Here is a 17,345-nt window from a genome sequence, read left to right on the forward strand (position 1 = left end):
GCAATATCGGACACGCGAACGGAACGACCCGGCGATACCGTGACGCCATGCCCCGCCTGCTCGTCGTCCAGCACTGCCCCACCCCTCGACTGGCCGAGCTCGGCGACGCCGTGCTTGCCGGCGCGCGCGACGACGCGATCGAGGGCGTCGAGGTCGTGGTCCGCCAGGCCTTGGAGGCGACGGTCGAGGACGTGCTCTCCGCGGACGGCTACGTCCTCGGGACCTCGGCGAACCTGGGCTACATCTCGGGCGCGCTCAAGCACTTCTTCGACACCGTCTACAACGACGTGCGCGAGCCCACCGCGAAGCGGCCGTTCTCGTACTGGATCCGCGGCGGCTACGACACGATCGGCGCCGAGCGCGCCATGGAGTCGATCACCACGGGCCTGCAGTGGTCGCTCGCCGCGCCGCCGCTGGTGTTCACCGGCGACGTCGAGCCGCACCTGGAGGCGGCCACCGAGCTCGGCGGCACGCTCGCGGCGCTGCTCATGTGACCGGTGGTTGAGTAGCAGGCGAGGAACGAGCCGCATGTCGAAACCACCGGTCTCAGCGGCTCAGCCAGTCGCGCAGCCGCTCCAGCGGCCAGGTCGTGACGATCCGGTCGGGGTCGAGTCCGCGCGCCGCCGCGCGCTCGGCGCCATGGTCGAGGAAGTCCAGCTGACCCGGCGCGTGCGCGTCGGTGTCGATCGAGAACAGGCAGCCGAGCTCGTTCGCCAGGTCGATGAGCTCGTCGGGCGGGTCCTGCCGCTCGGTGCGCGAGTTGATTTCGACGGCGACGCCGTGGTCGGCGCACGCGCGGAAGACCTGCTCGGCGTCGAACTGCGACTGCTTGCGCGTGCCGCGGGAGCCCTCGACGAGACGGCCGGTGCAGTGCCCCAGGACGTCGGTGTGCGGGTTCGATACGGCGGCCACCATCCGACGCGTCATCGCGGCGGAGTCCATCCGCAGCTTCGAGTGCACGCTCGCGACCACCACGTCGAGCCGTCCGAGGAGGTCGTCGTCCTGGTCGAGCCCGCCGTCGTCCAGGATGTCGACCTCGATGCCGGTCAGCAGGGTCACGCCGGGGTCGCTCACGTTCACGTCGGCGATGACCTCGAGCTGCACCTCCAGCCGCTCGCGACTCAGCCCGTTCGCGACCGTGAGGCGCGGTGAGTGGTCGGTGATCGCCTGGTACTCCCGGCCACGCCAGGCGGCGGCGCGGGCCATCTCGTCGATCGGGCTGCCACCGTCGGACCAGTCGGTGTGGCTGTGCAGGTCGCCGCGCAGCAGCGCCCGCAGTTCGGCACCGCCCTCGGCGAGCGGCTCGGTGTTGCGCTCGCGGAGGTCGGCCAGGTACGCGGGGACCTCGCCTGCGAGAGACTGCTCCACGACCGTGATGGTGCGCGGGCCGAGCCCCTTCATCCGGGCGAGCGCGCCGGCGCCGGCGCGCTCAGCGACGTCCTCGGCGGTCAGGTCGGCCAGCGCGGCGGCGGCCTTCCTGAACGCCTCGACCCGGTAGCTGGACGCGCGCTCACGCTCCAACCAGAACGCGGTCTCGCGCAGCGCCTCGACGGGGTCCACTCCCCCATCGTGCAAGAGATGGGCCCGGGTCACCAGACCAGGGAGGCGGCGATGACGAACATGACCAGGCCGATCAGCAGGTCGAGCACCTGCCACGCGCGCGGCCGGGCCAGCAACGGCGCCAGGCGCGTGGCCCCGAAGCCCAGCGCGGAGAACCACGCGACGCTGCCCACCGAGGCCCCCGCCCCGAACCACCAGCGACCCACCGGACCGTGCGTCTGCGCTATCGAGCCGAGCAGCACCACGGTGTCGAGGTAGACGTGTGGGTTGAGCCACGTGAGCGCCAGCGCCTGCAGCGCGATGGTGCGGACCGTGCCGGCCGCCCGTCCGGTGGCCTCGAGCTGTTCGGGCCGGAACGCGCGGCGGATCGATCCGATCCCGTACCAGACCAGGAAGGCGACGCCGAGCCACGTGACGACGTCGATCACCCAGCCGGCGCGGTCGACGATCTCGCCGATGCCGGCGACTCCCGCCAGGATCAGCACGAGGTCGGAGACCGCGCAGATCGCGACCACGACCGCCACGTGGGCGCGCCGGATCCCCTGCCGGAGGACGAAGGCGTTCTGCGCGCCGATCACGACGATGAGGGACAGACCGGTCACCATGCCGGTCAGGAAGGGGTTCACCACCCTTCGACCGTAGGTTCCGCGCCAGATGAAGTCCAACGAATGTTTCTGCATGACGTGAAGGAATGCTTAACTGGCTCGATGGACCTCTCCCCCGCCCAGCTCGCCGCCTTGGTCGCGATCGCCGACACCGGCTCGTTCGAGGCCGCCGCCGCGCGGCTCCACGTGACGCCGAGCGCGATCAGCCAGCGGATCCGTGCCCTCGAGAGCTCGGTCGGACGAGTGCTGGTGGGCCGCGGCACGCCCTGCGTGCCCACCGACGCCGGAGCGGACCTCGTCCGCCTCGGCCGCCAGCTCGAGCTGGTCTTCGCCGAGGCGTGGGACGAGGGCCCCACCGACCTCGCCCTGGCCGTGAACGCCGACTCGCTGGCCACGTGGTTCCGGCCCGTGCTTTCGGAGGTGGCCACGTGGGAGGGCGTCGCGCTGCGCCTGCGCGTGGAGGACGAGGGCCACAGTCACGACCTGCTGCGTCGCGGCGAGGTGGTGGCCGCGGTGACCAGCGACCCGTCCCCGGTCCAGGGCTGCTCGGTCACCCCGCTCGGCGCGATGCGCTACCTCCCGGTCGCTCATCCGCGACTGCTCGGACCCGGCGGACGTCCCGACTGGTCGGCCATGCCGATGGTGGTGTTCAACGCCAAGGACCGCCTCCAGCACGAGCAGCTGCGCCGGCACACCGACACCGATCCGGCCGTCGTCCACGAGGTCCCCTCGTCCGACGACTTCCGCGCGGCCGTCGAGGCCGGGCTCGGCTGGGGCCTGCTGCCCGAGACACAGGCCCGAGCCGCCCTCGACGACGCCCGGCTGGTCCGGCTCGGCCGCTCGGTGACCCTGGTGGCGCTCTACTGGCAGCGCTGGAAGCTGGACTCCCCGCTGCTCGACCGGCTCAGTGGGACGCTGCAGACACACGCTCCTCGGTGACGGCGAAGTCGGCGGCTCCCGCGGCCAGTGCAGCGAGGAAGTCCGTGGCGTCGGGCTCGGCCGCCACGCTTCGGCGCCACTTCCAGCGCGCCGTCGGGGTCTCGCCGACCGCCTACCGCGCGACCTTCCGCGTGGCGTGACGCCTCTGGAGGACCGCGTCTCGCCATGCGGGAATATCAGTCTGATTCAGCCGTAGTTCGAACGCACGTACTACGCTTTCGTCATGTTCAGGGCCCGGACCGACGACGAGGCGTTCGCTGACGTTCGTCGCGAGCAGGCACGAGCCGAGTACGCCACGTGGAATCTCGTCCTGAACCACTTCGAGCGGGCGACGAAGCTGGTGGACGCCGCCGATCAGGCACCGGTGTCCAAGCAGCACGGCCGCAGCGCAGTGGTGCTCGACATGGCGCAGCAGCTTGCCATCTCGGAGCAGCGCACGTGGGGCATCCTCCACGAGGCGCGCACCCTCCGCGATCGCACGCCGCGCGTCTGGACCACGTTCCGCGTCGGACGCATCGATGCTGCGAAGGCCGGCACGATCGCCGCCCTCGTCGAGAAGCTCCGCACGCCCGAGGCCGTCGCGGCGGTCGACCACGCGGCCGTCGAGTACGCAGAGTCCCACACGGTCGGCGAGCTGCGGTCGTGGCTCCGGCGCCTCCGTGCGCGGCTCGAGCCCGAGCAGGTGGAGACCGAGGCCGCTCGCGCCACCGAGGAGCGCCGCGTCAACGTCGTCCATCTCGACGACGGCACGTCATGGCTGAACGCGCTCCTGCCCACCGGAGTCGCCGTGGCGGTCGCCGACCGTCTGACGCGCGCCGCGCGGGCTCTCCCGGCCATCGACGGTGAGACGGGCGAGCGCGACCGTCGCACGCGCGACCAGAAGCAGGCCGACCTGCTCGCGCACTGGCTCACCTCCTGCACCGGCACCGAGACCGAGATCCACGCCGAGATCGCGATCAGCATCGCCGCCACCGACCTCATCGGGCTCACCGACGGACCTGGCCTCACGCTGGACGGCGAGCCGGTGAGCAGCGAGTGGGCCCGCGAGCTCGCCCAGTCCGAGCACACGGAGTTCCGGCGTCTCGTCCTCGATCCGGTCGGACGGGTGGTGGACACGACGGTCCTGGCGTACCGGCCACCGCAGTCACTGAGGGAGGCGTTGCGGTGGCGCGACGGCACCTGCCGGGTGGCCGGCTGCCGGACCCCGGCGCGCAGCACCGACCTCGACCACGAGCTCGCGTACGACCGCGGCGGCACCACGTCGGCGGACAACCTGCGCTGCCTGTGCCGACGGCACCACAACATGAAGTCCCACGGACACCTCGACGACCGGCACCTCGACCGGGCGATGGAGCACGTCGAGCGCTACCGCGTGGCCTAGAAGCCGAGCTTGCGCAGCTGGCGCGGGTCGCGCTGCCAGTCCTTGGCGACCTTCACGTGCAGGTCCAGGTGCACCGGCGTGCCCAGCAGGCGCTCGATCTGGCCGCGCGAGTCGATGCCGATCTGCTTGAGCCGCGAGCCCTTCTTGCCGATGATGATGCCCTTCTGGCTGTCGCGCTCCACGTAGACGTTGGCGCGCACGTCGAGCAGCGGCTTCTCGGCGGGCCGGTCCTCGCGGGGCACGACCTCCTCGACCACCACGGCGAGCGAGTGCGGCAGCTCGTCGTGCACGCCCTCGAGCGCGGCCTCGCGGATGATCTCCGCGATCAGCGTCTCCTCGGGCTCGTCGGTGAGCTGACCCTCGGGGTACAGCGGCGGTCCGGCCGGCAGGGTGTCGATCAGCAGCGAGGCCAGCAGGTCGACCTGCTCACCCGCCACGGCCGAGACGGGCACGACCTCGCGCCATGTCAGCCCGGCCTCCTCGCCGGCGGCGGCGATGTCCATGAGGTGCTCCGCCAGGCGGGCCGGGGTCACGAGGTCGGTCTTGGTCGCGATCGCGAAGACCGGCTTGCGGCGCAGCGCGGCGATCTCCTTGATGAGGTACCGGTCGCCCGGGCCGATCTTCTCGTTCGCCGGCAGGCACATGCCGACGGTGTCGACCTCCGCCCACGTGGTGCGGACCAGGTCGTTCAGGCGCTGGCCCAGCAGCGTGCGCGGCTTGTGCAGGCCGGGCGTGTCCACGAGGACGAGCTGGGCGTCGTCGCGGTGGACGAGACCGCGGATGACGTGGCGGGTGGTCTGGGGGCGCGAGGAGGTGATGGCCACCTTGCCGCCCACGAGGGCGTTGGTCAGCGTGGACTTGCCGGCGTTGGGGCGGCCGACGAAGCAGGCGAAGCCCGAGCGGAATCCCTCGGGGGTGCTCATGTGGACAGCACCGTGTCGACGGCACCGGCCGGGTCGGCGACCACCACGGTGACGCCCGCGCCGCCGAACTCGATCACCGAGTCGAGGCCGACCGGGACGTCACCCTCGGTCACCAGCGCGGCCGCCTCGAGGCCCTTGGCCCCGGACGAGACCGCCATCGCGACGGCGAGGTCGAGGGCCGAGACGCGCAGCGTGTCGAGGTGGACCGTGGCCGACGTGTACGTGCGCCCGTCGAGGTCGCGCACGGCAGCTCCCTGCGCCACGCCGAGACGGGCACGAGAGGTCCGGGCGAGCGTCACGAGCTTGGCGTCCTCGGGGGTCAGGTCCATGCGACGAATGTACCGGCCGGGCTCAGGCGTCGGCCGTGACGTCCAGCGGCTCGACCCGCGAGACGACGACGCGGCCGATGCGGTTGCGGCGGCCCTGCGGGGCCTGGGCCTCGAGGCGCAGGCCGTCGACCTCGACGACCGAGCCCGGGATGGGCACCGTGCCCAGGTGCTTGGCCATGAGGCCGCCCACGGAGTCGACGTCCTCGTCCTCCACGGGGATGCCGAAGAGCTCCTCGAGGTCGTCGACGTCGAAGCGTGCGCTGACCCGCCAGGCGCCGTCGGACAGCTGCTCGCGCTCGTCGGGCTCGTCGTCGTACTCGTCGGTGATCTCGCCGACGATCTCCTCGAGGATGTCCTCGATCGTCACCATGCCGGCGGTGCCGCCGAACTCGTCGATGACGATCGCCACGTGCGTGCCCTGCGCCTGCATCTCGCGCAGCAGGTCGTCGGCGTGCTTCGTGTCGGGCACGTAGACGCAGGGGCGGCAGATCGACTCGACCTTCTCGGTGGTCTCGGCCGCGTGGTTGTCGAAGACACGCTTGGTGATGTCCTTCAGGTACGCCATGCCGATGACGTCGTCCAGGTTCTCGCCGATGACCGGGATGCGGGAGTAGCCGCTGCGCAGGCCCAGCGACATCGCCTGGCGCAGGGTCTTGTGCCGCTCGATGTAGACCAGGTCGGGGCGCGGCACCATCACCTCGCGCACGATCGTGTCGCCGAGCTCGAACACCGACTGGATCATCTTCGACTCGTCGGACTCGATGACCGAGCTGGCGGCGGCGAGGTCGACCAGCTCGCGGACCTCGACCTCGGAGGCGAAGGGTCCCTCGGCGAAGCCGCGGCCGGGGGTCAGGGCGTTGCCCAGGAAGATCAGGAGGCGCGGCACGGGGCCGAGCAGCACGGTCAGCCAGATGACGGGCGCGGCGGACGCGACGGCGATGCTCTCGGAGTGCTGACGGCCGAGGGTGCGCGGACCGACGCCGATCACGACGAACGACACGACCGACATGACACCGGCCGCGATCAGCACGTTCTGCCAGTAGCCGGCGACCTCGTCGGCCACGATCGCCGCGACCAGCACGATGCCGGTGGTCTCGGCGACGATGCGCAGCAGCAGGACGGAGTTCAGGTACGGCGCGGGGTCCTCGAGGATCCTCACGAGCCGCTTGGCGCCGCCGACGCCGGCCTCGGTCAGCTCGTCGGCGCGCGCCTTGGAGAAGGTGGAGATGGCGGCTTCCACGGCGACGAGCACACCCGCCAGCACGACCAGGAAGACCGCCAGGAGTATGGCTGGGCCACTCATCCGGGAATCACTGCTCCCGCAGGGCCGGGTCGGCCCACTCGAGCAGCAGTCGGCCCTGGATGCCGAACATCTCGGCGTGCTCCTCGGGCTCGGCGTGGTCGTAGCCCAGCAGGTGCAGGATGCCGTGGACGGTGAGCAGCGCCATCTCGTCGTCGCGCTCGTGGCCGGCGGCGGGGGCCTGCTGCTCGGCGACCTGCGGGCACAGGGCGATGTCGCCGAGGTAGCCCGCGTCGAGCTCCTCGTCCTCGCGGCCGGGAGTCAGCTCGTCCATCGGGAACGACAGCACGTCGGTGGGCCCCTGCTTGCCCATCCACTCGCGATTCAGGACGGAGATCGTGTCGACGTCGACGAGCCGCAGCGTCATCTCGGTCTGGGGGTGCAGCCGCATCCGCCGCATCACGAAGCGGCACAGCGAGGTGAGCGAGGCGACGTCGACGTCGACCCCGGACTCATTGAGGACGTCGACGGTCATGCGCTCCCCCCGCGACCTCGGAGCGAGCGCGCCCGTTCGCCTCGTAGTCGTCGTACGCAGCCACGATGCGGCCCACCAGCTTGTGGCGGACGACGTCGTGGCTGGTCAGGCGGCTGAAGTGCACGTCGCGGACCTCGTCGAGGATCTGCTGCACCACCCGCAGGCCGCTGGTGGCGCCGCCGGGCAGGTCGACCTGGGTGACGTCGCCCGTGACCACCATCTTCGAGCCGAAGCCGAGACGGGTGAGGAACATCTTCATCTGCTCGGCGGTGGTGTTCTGCGCCTCGTCGAGGATGATGAACGCGTCGTTGAGCGTGCGGCCGCGCATGTACGCCAGCGGCGCCACCTCGATGACGCCCGACGTCAGCAGCTTCGGGATCGACTCGGGGTCGAGCATGTCGTGCAGCGCGTCGTACAGCGGGCGCAGGTACGGGTCGATCTTCTCGCTGAGGGTGCCCGGCAGGTAGCCGAGCCGCTCGCCGGCCTCGACGGCCGGGCGGGTCAGGATGATCCGGGTGACCTCCTTGGCCTGGAGGGCCTGGACGGCCTTGGCCATCGCGAGGTAGGTCTTGCCGGTGCCGGCCGGGCCGATACCGAACACGATCGTGTGCTCGTCGATCGCGTCGACGTACTTCTTCTGGTTGAGCGTCTTGGGCCGGATCGTGCGCCCGCGGCTGGACAGGATGTTGAGGCTCAGCACGTCGGCCGGGCGCTCCTGCGTCTCGGTGCGGAGCATGCCGATGCTGCGCTCCACGGTCTCGGCGCTGAGCGCCTGACCCGTGCGCAGGATCGTCACGAGCTCGTCGAGGAGTCGCTCGACCAGGGCGGCCTCGGAGGGCTCGCCCGTGATCGTGACCTCGTTCCCGCGCGCATGGATCTTCGCCTCGAAGGCGGACTCCATGAGGCGCAGGAACTCGTCGGCGGGCCCGAACAGGGAGACCAGGGGCACGGACGCGGGAATCGTCACCGTGTGTCGTGGCTGTGCAGTGTCGTCAGTCATACCCCTCCAGCGTAGCGTCAGGCCAGGAACAGCTTCGAGACGTCGACGCCGGCCAGCACGTGCACGTGCGCGTGGAAGACGGTCTGTCCCGCGTTCTCCCCGGTGTTGAACACCAGGTTGTAGTCCTCGTACCCCTCCTGCGAGGCCACCACACGCGTCTGGGCCAGCAGCTCGGCCGCGACGGCGGGCTCCGCCGAGGCGAGGGACGCCGCGTCGCGCTCGTGCACCTTCGGCACGACGAGCACGTGCACCGGCGCCTTCGGGTTGATGTCCCGGAACGCGATCGTGTGCTCGGACTCGGCGACGACGTCGGCCGGGATCTCGCCCGCGACGATCTTGCAGAAGATGCAGTCAGCAGCCATGCGCCGACTCTAGCGACCGGCTCACTTGAAGGCGTCGCGGATGCGGCCGAAGACGCCGGAGCGCGAGTTGTGACCCACGACCGGGTCGACGTGCTCCTCGCCGCGCGCGGCGGCGAGCCTCTCGAGCAGCTCGCGCTGCTCGGCGTCGAGCTCGCGCGGGGTCTCCACCACGACGTGCACGGTGAGGTCGCCGCGACCCGAGCCGCGCAGGCGCGGGACGCCGAAGCCACGGGCCACCACGGTCTCGCCCGACTGGGTGCCCGGCGGCACCTCGATCGGGACGGAGCGCTCGGCGTCGTCGACCTCGTCGCGCTCCGCGTCGAGGGTGGGCAGGTCGATGCGGGTGCCCAGCGCGGCAGCGGTCATCGGGACCGTGATCTGGCACGCGAGGGCGTCGCCCTGGCGCGTGAAGACGGGGTGGCGGGCCACCTTGACCTCGATGTAGAGGTCGCCGGCCGGGCCACCGCCCGCGCCGACCTCGCCCTCGCCGGCGAGCTGGATCCGGTTCCCGTCGTCGACGCCGGCGGGCACGTTGACCTGCAGGCTGCGGCGCGAGCGGACGCGGCCCTCGCCGTTGCACTCGCGGCAGGGGTCGGGGATGACCGTGCCGTAGCCGTGGCACGTGGGGCACGGACGCGAGGTGCGGATGTCGCCGAGCAGCGAGCGCTGGACGTGGTGGACGTTGCCGTGGCCGTGGCAGGTGCCGCACGTGACCGGCTCGGAGCCCTCGTTCGCGCCGGTGCCGTCGCAGACCTCACAGGTCACCGCGGTGTCGACCTTGATCTCGCGGCTGACGCCGAACGCGGCCTCCGCGAGGGAGATCGACAGGCGCAGCAGCGCATCCTGGCCGCGCTGCACGCGCGGGCGCGGGCCGCGCGAGGACGTCTGGCCGAAGAACGCATCCATGATGTCGTCGAAGCTGAAGCCCTGGCCGAAGCCGCCGCCCATGCCGCCACCGGCGGACAGCGGGTCGCCGCCACGGTCGTAGACGGCGCGCTTCTGCGGGTCGGACAGCACCTCGTAGGCCGTGGTGACCTCCTTGAAGCGCTCGGACGCGTCGGGGGCGTCGTTGACGTCCGGGTGCAGCTGGCGGGCCAGCCGGCGGTACGCCTTCTTCAGCTCCTCCGGGGTCGCCTCGCGGGACACGCCCAGCAGTTCGTAGTAGTCCAAGGTCTCTTTCTCTCTCGCAATTCCTGGGGTGGATCGCTCAGCCGTCGGCGAGGATCCGCCCGACGTAGCGGGCGACGGCGCCGACGGCGGCCATCGTGGCGGGGTAGTCCATGCGCGTCGGTCCCATGGTGCCCAGTTGGGCGAAGCTCTCGCCGTCGGGTCCGTAGTTGCTGGACACGACGGCCGTGCCCGACAGGTCGTCGCGGCCCGTCTCGCGCCCGATCCGCACGTGCGGTCCGACCGTGGCCTCACCGAGCAGGTGCAGCAGCACGACCTGCTCCTCCATCGCCTCCAGCACGGGACGGATCGCGGTGTCGAAGTCAGCGCCGAAGCGCGCGAGGTTCGCCGTGCCGCCGACCGCCACGCGCTCGTCGGAGCGCTCGTTGGAGAACGTGTTCGCCAGGGTCGTGACGATCGAGGTGACGACCGGGCGGTCGTCGGTGGCGAACGTGTCGATCAGCTCGGCCAGCCGCAGCGAGGCCTCGGGCAGCCGCTCGCCCAGCGTGGCGCGGACGATGCGCGACTTGAGGTCGCTCAGCAGGCCCTCGCCGGGGGTCTGCGCGAGCTCGACGATGCGCTGCTCGACGCGGCCGCTGCTGGTGATCACGACGATCAGCACGCGCGAGCCCTCGAGCGCGACGAGCTCCACGTGACGGACGGTGGAGCGCGTGAGCGACGGGTACTGGACGATCGCGACCTGGTTCGTCAGCTGCGCGAGGATCTTCACGCTGCGCATGACGATGTCGTCGACGTCGATGGCGCCCGAGAGGAACGTCTCGATGGCGCGGCGCTCGGCGACCGAGAGCGCCTTGACCTCGGCCAGCCGGTCGACGAACATCCGGTAGCCCTTGTCGGTGGGGATCCGGCCGGCGCTGGTGTGCGGCGCCGTGAGGTAGCCCTCGTCCTCGAGGGCCGCCATGTCGTTGCGGATCGTGGCCGACGAGACGCCGAGGCGGTGACGCTCGACGAGCGCCTTGGAGCCGACGGGCTCCTGCGTGGCGACGTAGTCCTCGACGATGGCTCGCAGGACGTTGAGCCGACGGTCCTCGATCACGCTGTCACCTCCCACGCTGCTGGCACTCGAACCTGACCAGTGCCAGTCTACCGAGGTCGTCGAGGGCGGTGCGCCTGCGCGGAGGCCGCCGGGCGGCATGGCAACCTGTCGGGGTGAGTGAGGTCTCCGTACGCCCCGACGGCGCGATCGAGGTCGCCGACGGCGGCCAGGTGCTCGTGTACACCCCCTACGCCGTGACGGCCGCCGACGGGACCACCGTCGCGCACGAGTCGCGCGGCGGGACGATGGCCGCGGTCTGGGCGAGTGCCGTGGGCGAGGCCTTCGTCGAGGTCAGCCACCTCGGCCACGGCCCGGAGGGCGGCGAGCTGGTCATGGTGGTCACCCGGCCCGGCCACTCCCCCGACGTCGCGCTGGGCGCACTCGTCACCGACGAGATCCCCGCCACCGTGCCCGAGAGCTGGCCCGCGGCGGTCGACCTGGCGATCGGGCTGATCGTGCACGACACCCTCGACAGCGGCACCAAGGACGACGTCGAGGACTTCCACCAGCGACTCCTGGGAGTGTGGTTCGGCCATGGCTGACCGCTACGGCTCCGACGTCCTCTCCGGCGACTGGCGCCGGCCCGCCCGCGGCCGCTCCACCGAGGTGGCTGCCGACACCGGCCTCGTCGTGGAGGAGGCCTCCACGGGCTTCGTCGGCGAGATCATGCGCGTCGAGCGCGACCTCGGCACGGTCCAGCTCGAGGACCGGCGCCTGCGACGCAAGGTCTTCCCGCTCGGCCCCGGCTTCCTCTTGGAGGGCAAGCCGGTCGTGCTGGTCGCCCCCACGCCGAAGGGGAAGGCCGCGCCCACCCGCACCGCCTCGGGCTCGCGGATCGCCGCCGACACCCGGGCGAAGGTCGCGCTGCCCAGCCGGATCTACGTCGAGGGCCGCCACGACGCCGAGCTCGTCGAGAAGGTCTGGGGCGACGACCTGCGCGCCGAGGGCGTGGCCGTGGAGTACCTCAACGGCATCGACGACCTGGCGGCGATCGTCCGCGACTTCTCCCCCGGTCCGAAGCGCCGGCTCGGCGTGCTCGTCGACCACCTGGTGCCCGGATCGAAGGAGCAGCGTCTCGCCGACGAGGTCGCGCACGTGCCGCACCTGCTCGTGGTCGGGCACCCCTACGTCGACGTCTGGCAGTCGATCAAGCCGCAGCGGCTCGGCATGGACGCCTGGCCGACGATCCCGCGGAGCATCGAGTGGAAGCGCGGCATCTGCGCCCACCTGGGCTGGCCGCACGACGACCAGGCCGACATCGCGCGGGCCTGGAAGGCGATCCTCGGCCGGGTCGACTCCTGGACCGACCTCGAGCCCGCGTTCCTGGGCCGGGTCGAGGAGCTCATCGACTTCGTCACCTCGCCCTGAGCAGCTGCAGCTTCCACAGCCCCACGGAGAGCAGCCCCAGCACGAGCGGCCCCGCGATCGTGATCGTGCGCCAGATCACGAAGCCCGCCACGAGCTCGGCCTCGTCCGCGCCGGCCTCGATCGCCAGCAGGGTCGCGACGACGACCGCGTCGAGGATGCCGAGCCCCGAGAAGGGGAACAGCGTCAGCGGGTAGGCGACGAGGAAGGCCACGAGCACCTCGATGGCGGGAACCTCCGACGTGGTGACCCCGACGAACCGCAGCGACGCGACGATCAGCGTCGCATCGACGACGACCATCGCCACGAGGGCGAGTACCGAGCGCGGCAGTGCCCACGGGACGCGGTCGACGACGCGCCCGCGGAAGTCCGCCGCCCAGGCAGCCCACGCCTCGGGGTCGACCCCGTGGCGCATCCGTCCGACGAACCGTGCCAGCCGGCGGGCGAAACCCACCGTGAACGCCTCGCCGCGGAACGCCAGCCACACGACGGCCAGGAGTGCGGCACTCACCGAACCGCTCAGGACGGCGGGGACGAACTCGCCGAGGTAGAACGTGCCGAGGCCGAGCATCAGCGCGATCCCCAGCAGCGGCGCGCCGAATCGCACCACGTAGAACGTCACGGTGTTCATGACGGTGCCGGCCAGGCCCGCCGGCGCCGGGATCCCCCAGGACCCGAACATCGCCAGCCGCAGCACGACGTCGGAGGGCGGAGGGGCGACCGTGGTCATCAGGATGGCCGCCTGGTCGTTCTGCATGGCCCTGATCGGCGGACACCCCGGGATGAACAGGGCGAGCGGCAGGGCATTGAGGAACTGGCGCACCAGCAGCCCGATCACGAGGACGGCGAACTGCCACGGCGCGAGCTGGGCGATCGCGGTGCGGACCTGCTCCCAGTCGATGTCGCCCAGCAGCCCGCGGATCACCACGACGATGACCGTCAGCAGGACCGCGACCAGGCCGAGCCGCACCCAGCGTCGGCGCGCTCCTGACTCCTCAGGCATCGAGCGGGTCGCGGATGATCGGGCACGTCATGCAGTGCCCGCCCCCGCGGCCGCGGCCGAGCTCGGCTCCGACGATCTCGATCACCTCGATGCCGGCCTTGCGCAGCAGCGAGTTCGTGTGGGTGTTGCGGTCGTAGGCGATGACGACGCCCGGCTCGAGCGCGACGAGGTTGTTGCCGCTGTCCCACTGCTGGCGCTCGGTGTCGTACTCGCTGCCGCCGGTCTCGACGATCTGGAACTTCTCGACCCCGAGCGCCTCGGCGACGACGTCCACGAACAGCGCGTCCTCGTGGTCGATGACCTCGATGCCGGGCAGTCCCTCGCCGGGCAGGATCGTGAACGCGTGGATTGTGTTGACGATCTCGGGGTAGATCGTGACGACGTCGCGGTCGGCGAACGTGAAGACGGTGTCGAGGTGCATGGCGGCGCGCAGCTTCGGCATGCCGGCGACGATGACCTTCTCGGCCGCACCCTGGTCGAACAGGGCCTTCGCCAGCTGGGTGATGCCCTGGCGCGACGAGCGCTCGCTCATCCCGACCAGCACGACGCCGTTGCCCGGGACGAGCACGTCACCGCCCTCGACCGTGGCGGTCCCCCAGTTCTCCTCGGGGTCGCCCCACCAGACCTTCGACCCGGCGAACTCGGGGTGGAACTCGTAGATGGCCTTCATCAGGAGCGTCTCGTCCTTGCGGGCCGCCCAGTACAGCGGGTTCAGCGTCAGGCCGCCGTGTACCCAGCACGTGGTGTCGCGCGTGTACAGCGTGTTCGGCAGCGGAGGCATGAGGTACTCGTGGCCGCCGTGCGCCTCGCGGACGAGGGCGCGGTAGCCCGGCGCCAGCTCGCGCGGGAGGTCACGGGTGGACAGGCCGCCGATGAGGAACTTCGTCAGCTCGTCGGCCGGCAGCTCGTCGAGGTAGCCGCGGGTCTCCTCCACGAGGCCGATGCCGACCTCGTTCGCCACGATCTTGCGGTCGAGCAGCCAGGCTCGCGCGGTGCGGTCGGCCATCGTCGCGGAGAGCACGTCGTGCAGCTCGACCACGTCGATCTCGCGCTCGCGCATCTTGTCGACGAAGTCCAGGTGGTCGCGCTGGGCGTTCTGCACCCACAGGACGTCGTCGAACAGCAGGTCGTCGCAGTTCGAGGGCGTCAGCCGCTCGTGCGCCAGTCCGGGCGCGCAGACGAGCACCTTGCGGAGGCGGCCGACTTCGGAGTGGACGCCGTAGGCGTCGGAGGGCTGCGTCATGAGACTCCTTCGGGACGTGGGATCACACGGTGATCCCGCCGGTGAGCAGTTGGTAGAGGGCGACCACCGCACCGATGGCGATGACCACGAACAACGCCAGCTCGGCCGGGGTGAACACCCGCAGGCGGCGCTCGCGGCGCGCGACGACGAACAGCACCGCGGCGGGCGCGTAGACCAGGCACGAGAGCAGCAGGAACTCCAGCCCCGCCGCGATGAACAGGAAGATCGCGTACGCGGAGGCGACGGCGGCGAACACCAGGTGCTTGCGCCGCTCGGCGGAGTCCTCCGCCTCGTACGTCTCGCCGCTCAGTGCGAGCTTCAGCGCGTACGCCGCCGCCAGCAGGTAGGGCACGAGCGCGAGACTCGTGGTGAGGTCCAGCATGAAGTCCAACGAGTCCTCGATGAACAGCGTCAGGGCCAGCAGCACCTGAACGCCGATCGACGTCGCGACCAGCGCGGCGATGGGGGTGCCCGCAGCGTTCTCCCGACCGAGGAACCTGGGCATGTCGTCGCTGCGGGCCGGGATGAACACGACCTCCGCCGCCATCAGCGTCCACGCCAGGTAGGCACCGAGCACCGACACGATGACGCCGATGCTGATGAACCACTTGCCCCACGGGCCGACGGCCTGCTCGAACAGCCCGATCATCGACGGCTGAGGGGTCCCCACGATCTCTGCCTGGCTGAAGGCGCCGTAGGAGACCATGGTCACGAGCGAGAAGATCGCGAGGACGCTGAGGAACCCCAGCACCGTCGCGCGGCCGACGTCCTCGCGTCGCTGCGCGTAGCGGGAGTAGACGCTGGCGCCCTCGATCCCGATGAACACGAAGGTCGTGATGATCATCGTGTTCTTGACCTGCTCGGTGAGGGTGCCCAGATCGTCGTAGGCGAAGAAGTTGTCGCTGAAGACGCCTGCGTCGAACTGGAAGCCCAGCACGACGATGAACGTCAGGATCGGGATGACCTTGCAGATCGTGACGATCCGGTTGATGACCGCCGCGTCACGCACGCCCCGGGCGATGAGGTAGTGGAACACCCACACGCCCATGGTCGACACCGCCACGGCCAGCAGCGTGTCGCCCTCCCCGAACTCGGGGAAGAAGAAGCCGATCGTCGCCGTGATGAAGATCCAGTAGAACGCGTTGCCCGCCATCGTGCTGGCCCAGAAGCCCACGGCGGAGTTGAAGCCGGCGTAGTCCCCGAAGCCCGCCTTGGCGTAGATGAACACGCCGGAGTCCAGCTCGGGCTTGCGGATCGCGAGGGTCTGGAAGCAGAACGCGAGCATGAGCATCCCGGTGCCGGCGACGGTCCACGCGATCAGCGCACCGGCGACGCCGGTGGCCGTGCCGAAGCGGGCCGGGAGCCCAAAGACGCCGGCGCCCACCATGGACCCGATGACCATGGCCGTGAGGACCGGGCGGCTGACCTTGCCGGTCGACCCGCCCTGGGCGGTGGTGACCTCCGTGTCCCCCATGCGCTGAACGTAGCGCAGCGCGACGTCCGCCGAACAGGTCTCACTCGCCGCCGACGGCCTCCAGGACCACGCGGTCGGCCATCAGCCGACCTGAACGTGTGAGCACGACGCGGTCCCCGAGCGGCTCGAGCCAGCCCGCCTGGATGAAGCGGTCGACGTCGCCGAGCAGCGCCGGCTCGATCCCCTCGGCCAGCCGGATGCGCAGCATCACGTCCTCGAGGTGCCGGGCCTGCGCATCGGGCCGCTCGCCGTCGGCGCGCGGCGAGTTCCCCGCGGCGAGGCGCTGGGCGTAGGCGGCGGGGTGCTTGACGTTCCACCAGCGCTCGCCGTCGACGAAGGAGTGGGCGCCCGGGCCGACGCCCCACCACTCGCCGCCGTTCCAGTAGCCCACGTTGTGACGACACTGCGCCGCCTCGTCGCGAGCCCAGTTCGACAGCTCGTACCAGCTCAGGCCGGCCGCCTCGAGCAGGTCGTCGGCGAGCAGGTACTTGTCGGCGGTCTCGTCGTCGTCGGGCATGACCACCTCGCCGCGGCGCACCTTGCGCGCGAACGCGGTGCCGGCCTCGACGATCAGGGCGTAGGCGCTGATGTGGTCGGGCTCCATCTCCAGGGCCGACTCGACGGTGTGGCGCCAGTCGTCCATCGACTCCGACGGCGTGCCGTAGATCAGGTCGAGGCTGACCTGCTCGAAGCCGGCCTCGCGGGCCCACGCCACGGCCTGCGGGACGCGCTCGGGATCGTGGGTGCGGTCGAGCACCGAGAGCACGTGCCGCACGGCCGACTGCATGCCGAAGGAGATCCGGGTGAACCCGCCCTCGCGCAGCTCGGCCAACGACTGCGGAGAGACGCTGTCGGGGTTGGCCTCGGTGGTGACCTCGGCGCCCGGTGCGAGCCCGAGGCGGTCGTCGACGGAGCGCAGGAATCGCACGAGGTCGCTCGCGGCCACCTGCGACGGCGTGCCGCCGCCCACGAACACCGTGTCCACGGTGCGCTCGGGCACGAGGGCCAGCTCGCTCAACGCCGCCTCGATGTAGGTCGACCGGGAGGCGCCGACGACGTCCGGCCCGCCGAGCTCGTCGGCGGTGTACGTGTTGAAGTCGCAGTAGCCGCACCGCACGGAGCAGAACGGCACGTGCAGGTAGATGCCGAACGCCACGTCCCC

20 protein-coding genes are annotated in these 17,345 nt (G+C 71.1%); 6 read left to right on the forward strand and 14 right to left on the reverse strand.

What is annotated here, in order from left to right; all coding sequences use genetic code 11:
- The first annotated feature begins 47 nt into the window (after positions 1 to 47).
- Positions 48 to 494: a flavodoxin family protein gene (locus tag ACY1JX_RS04950; RefSeq protein ID WP_462565396.1), complete on the forward strand. Its 447-nt coding sequence runs from the start codon at positions 48 to 50 to the stop codon at positions 492 to 494.
- 52 nt (positions 495 to 546) lie between these two features.
- Here ACY1JX_RS04950 and ACY1JX_RS04955 read toward each other — a convergent pair whose 3' ends face one another.
- Positions 547 to 1,560, reverse strand: coding sequence for a PHP domain-containing protein (locus tag ACY1JX_RS04955; protein WP_462565397.1), 1,014 nt, complete (start codon positions 1,558 to 1,560; stop codon positions 547 to 549).
- A gap of 29 nt (positions 1,561 to 1,589) precedes the next feature.
- A complete protein-coding gene (locus ACY1JX_RS04960; protein ID WP_462565398.1) occupies positions 1,590 to 2,189 on the reverse strand; it encodes a LysE/ArgO family amino acid transporter in 600 nt (199 codons plus the stop codon).
- Between the two features lie 78 nt (positions 2,190 to 2,267).
- Here ACY1JX_RS04960 and ACY1JX_RS04965 point away from each other — a divergent pair, with 78 nt between their 5' ends.
- The 3 genes from ACY1JX_RS04965 to ACY1JX_RS04975 all read left to right on the forward strand — a co-directional run bounded on the left by ACY1JX_RS04965 (position 2,268) and on the right by ACY1JX_RS04975 (position 4,485).
- Entirely contained in the window at positions 2,268 to 3,104 is an 837-nt protein-coding gene (locus ACY1JX_RS04965; protein WP_462565399.1) for a LysR family transcriptional regulator ArgP, read from the forward strand.
- Entirely contained in the window at positions 3,101 to 3,244 is a 144-nt protein-coding gene (locus ACY1JX_RS04970; protein ID WP_462565400.1) for a hypothetical protein, read from the forward strand. The genes ACY1JX_RS04965 and ACY1JX_RS04970 overlap by 4 nt, the downstream gene beginning before the upstream one ends.
- 83 nt (positions 3,245 to 3,327) lie before the next feature.
- Complete coding sequence (locus ACY1JX_RS04975) at positions 3,328 to 4,485, forward strand: HNH endonuclease signature motif containing protein (protein WP_462565401.1); 1,158 nt, start codon at positions 3,328 to 3,330, stop codon at positions 4,483 to 4,485.
- On the opposite strand, the gene era is transcribed toward ACY1JX_RS04975, so the two are convergent.
- The 8 genes from era to hrcA are packed head-to-tail and all read right to left on the reverse strand — an operon-like array spanning position 4,482 to position 11,098.
- Positions 4,482 to 5,408: a GTPase Era gene (gene era, locus ACY1JX_RS04980; protein WP_078698606.1), complete on the reverse strand. Its 927-nt coding sequence runs from the start codon at positions 5,406 to 5,408 to the stop codon at positions 4,482 to 4,484. The genes ACY1JX_RS04975 and era overlap by 4 nt on opposite strands.
- Positions 5,405 to 5,737, reverse strand: coding sequence for a cytidine/deoxycytidylate deaminase family protein (locus ACY1JX_RS04985; RefSeq protein WP_078698607.1), 333 nt, complete (start codon positions 5,735 to 5,737; stop codon positions 5,405 to 5,407). Before ACY1JX_RS04985 ends, era begins: the two co-directional genes overlap by 4 nt.
- A 22-nt stretch (positions 5,738 to 5,759) precedes the next feature.
- Positions 5,760 to 7,040, reverse strand: a complete 1,281-nt coding sequence (locus ACY1JX_RS04990) for a hemolysin family protein (RefSeq protein WP_462565402.1) — start codon at positions 7,038 to 7,040, stop codon at positions 5,760 to 5,762.
- A gap of 7 nt (positions 7,041 to 7,047) precedes the next feature.
- Positions 7,048 to 7,512 carry an rRNA maturation RNase YbeY gene (gene ybeY / locus ACY1JX_RS04995; RefSeq protein ID WP_181755297.1) on the reverse strand — a complete coding sequence of 155 codons (465 nt, stop codon included), beginning with the start codon at positions 7,510 to 7,512 and terminating at the stop codon, positions 7,048 to 7,050.
- Positions 7,490 to 8,512, reverse strand: a complete 1,023-nt coding sequence (locus tag ACY1JX_RS05000; protein WP_181755296.1) for a PhoH family protein — start codon at positions 8,510 to 8,512, stop codon at positions 7,490 to 7,492. Before ACY1JX_RS05000 ends, ybeY begins: the two co-directional genes overlap by 23 nt.
- Before the next feature lie 17 nt (positions 8,513 to 8,529).
- Positions 8,530 to 8,874, reverse strand: a complete 345-nt coding sequence (locus tag ACY1JX_RS05005; RefSeq protein ID WP_181755295.1) for a histidine triad nucleotide-binding protein — start codon at positions 8,872 to 8,874, stop codon at positions 8,530 to 8,532.
- A 21-nt stretch (positions 8,875 to 8,895) separates the two neighbouring features.
- Positions 8,896 to 10,044, reverse strand: coding sequence for a molecular chaperone DnaJ (gene dnaJ, locus ACY1JX_RS05010; protein WP_462565403.1), 1,149 nt, complete (start codon positions 10,042 to 10,044; stop codon positions 8,896 to 8,898).
- 37 nt (positions 10,045 to 10,081) lie between these two features.
- Entirely contained in the window at positions 10,082 to 11,098 is a 1,017-nt protein-coding gene (gene hrcA, locus ACY1JX_RS05015; RefSeq protein WP_181755293.1) for a heat-inducible transcriptional repressor HrcA, read from the reverse strand.
- Between the two features lie 113 nt (positions 11,099 to 11,211).
- Between hrcA and ACY1JX_RS05020 the strand changes: the two genes are divergently transcribed.
- Both ACY1JX_RS05020 and ACY1JX_RS05025 read left to right on the forward strand, forming a co-directional pair.
- Entirely contained in the window at positions 11,212 to 11,640 is a 429-nt protein-coding gene (locus ACY1JX_RS05020) for a hypothetical protein (protein ID WP_462565404.1), read from the forward strand.
- Entirely contained in the window at positions 11,633 to 12,466 is an 834-nt protein-coding gene (locus ACY1JX_RS05025) for a DUF3097 domain-containing protein (RefSeq protein ID WP_181755291.1), read from the forward strand. The genes ACY1JX_RS05020 and ACY1JX_RS05025 overlap by 8 nt, the downstream gene beginning before the upstream one ends.
- On the opposite strand, the gene ACY1JX_RS05030 is transcribed toward ACY1JX_RS05025, so the two are convergent.
- The 4 genes from ACY1JX_RS05030 to hemW are packed head-to-tail and all read right to left on the reverse strand — an operon-like array spanning position 12,453 to position 17,339.
- Positions 12,453 to 13,466, reverse strand: coding sequence for a lysylphosphatidylglycerol synthase domain-containing protein (locus ACY1JX_RS05030; protein ID WP_286929631.1), 1,014 nt, complete (start codon positions 13,464 to 13,466; stop codon positions 12,453 to 12,455). The genes ACY1JX_RS05025 and ACY1JX_RS05030 overlap by 14 nt on opposite strands.
- Positions 13,459 to 14,709, reverse strand: a complete 1,251-nt coding sequence (locus ACY1JX_RS05035) for an arginine deiminase (RefSeq protein WP_286929630.1) — start codon at positions 14,707 to 14,709, stop codon at positions 13,459 to 13,461. Before ACY1JX_RS05035 ends, ACY1JX_RS05030 begins: the two co-directional genes overlap by 8 nt.
- 22 nt (positions 14,710 to 14,731) lie before the next feature.
- Positions 14,732 to 16,183, reverse strand: a complete 1,452-nt coding sequence (locus ACY1JX_RS05040) for a basic amino acid/polyamine antiporter (protein ID WP_286929629.1) — start codon at positions 16,181 to 16,183, stop codon at positions 14,732 to 14,734.
- Between the two features lie 40 nt (positions 16,184 to 16,223).
- On the reverse strand, positions 16,224 to 17,339 hold the full coding sequence (gene hemW / locus ACY1JX_RS05045) for a radical SAM family heme chaperone HemW (RefSeq protein WP_462565405.1): 1,116 nt from the start codon (positions 17,337 to 17,339) through the stop codon (positions 16,224 to 16,226).
- Positions 17,340 to 17,345 lie beyond the last annotated feature (6 nt).

The sequence above is a fragment of the Aeromicrobium sp. JP4 genome, assembly GCF_054957925.1.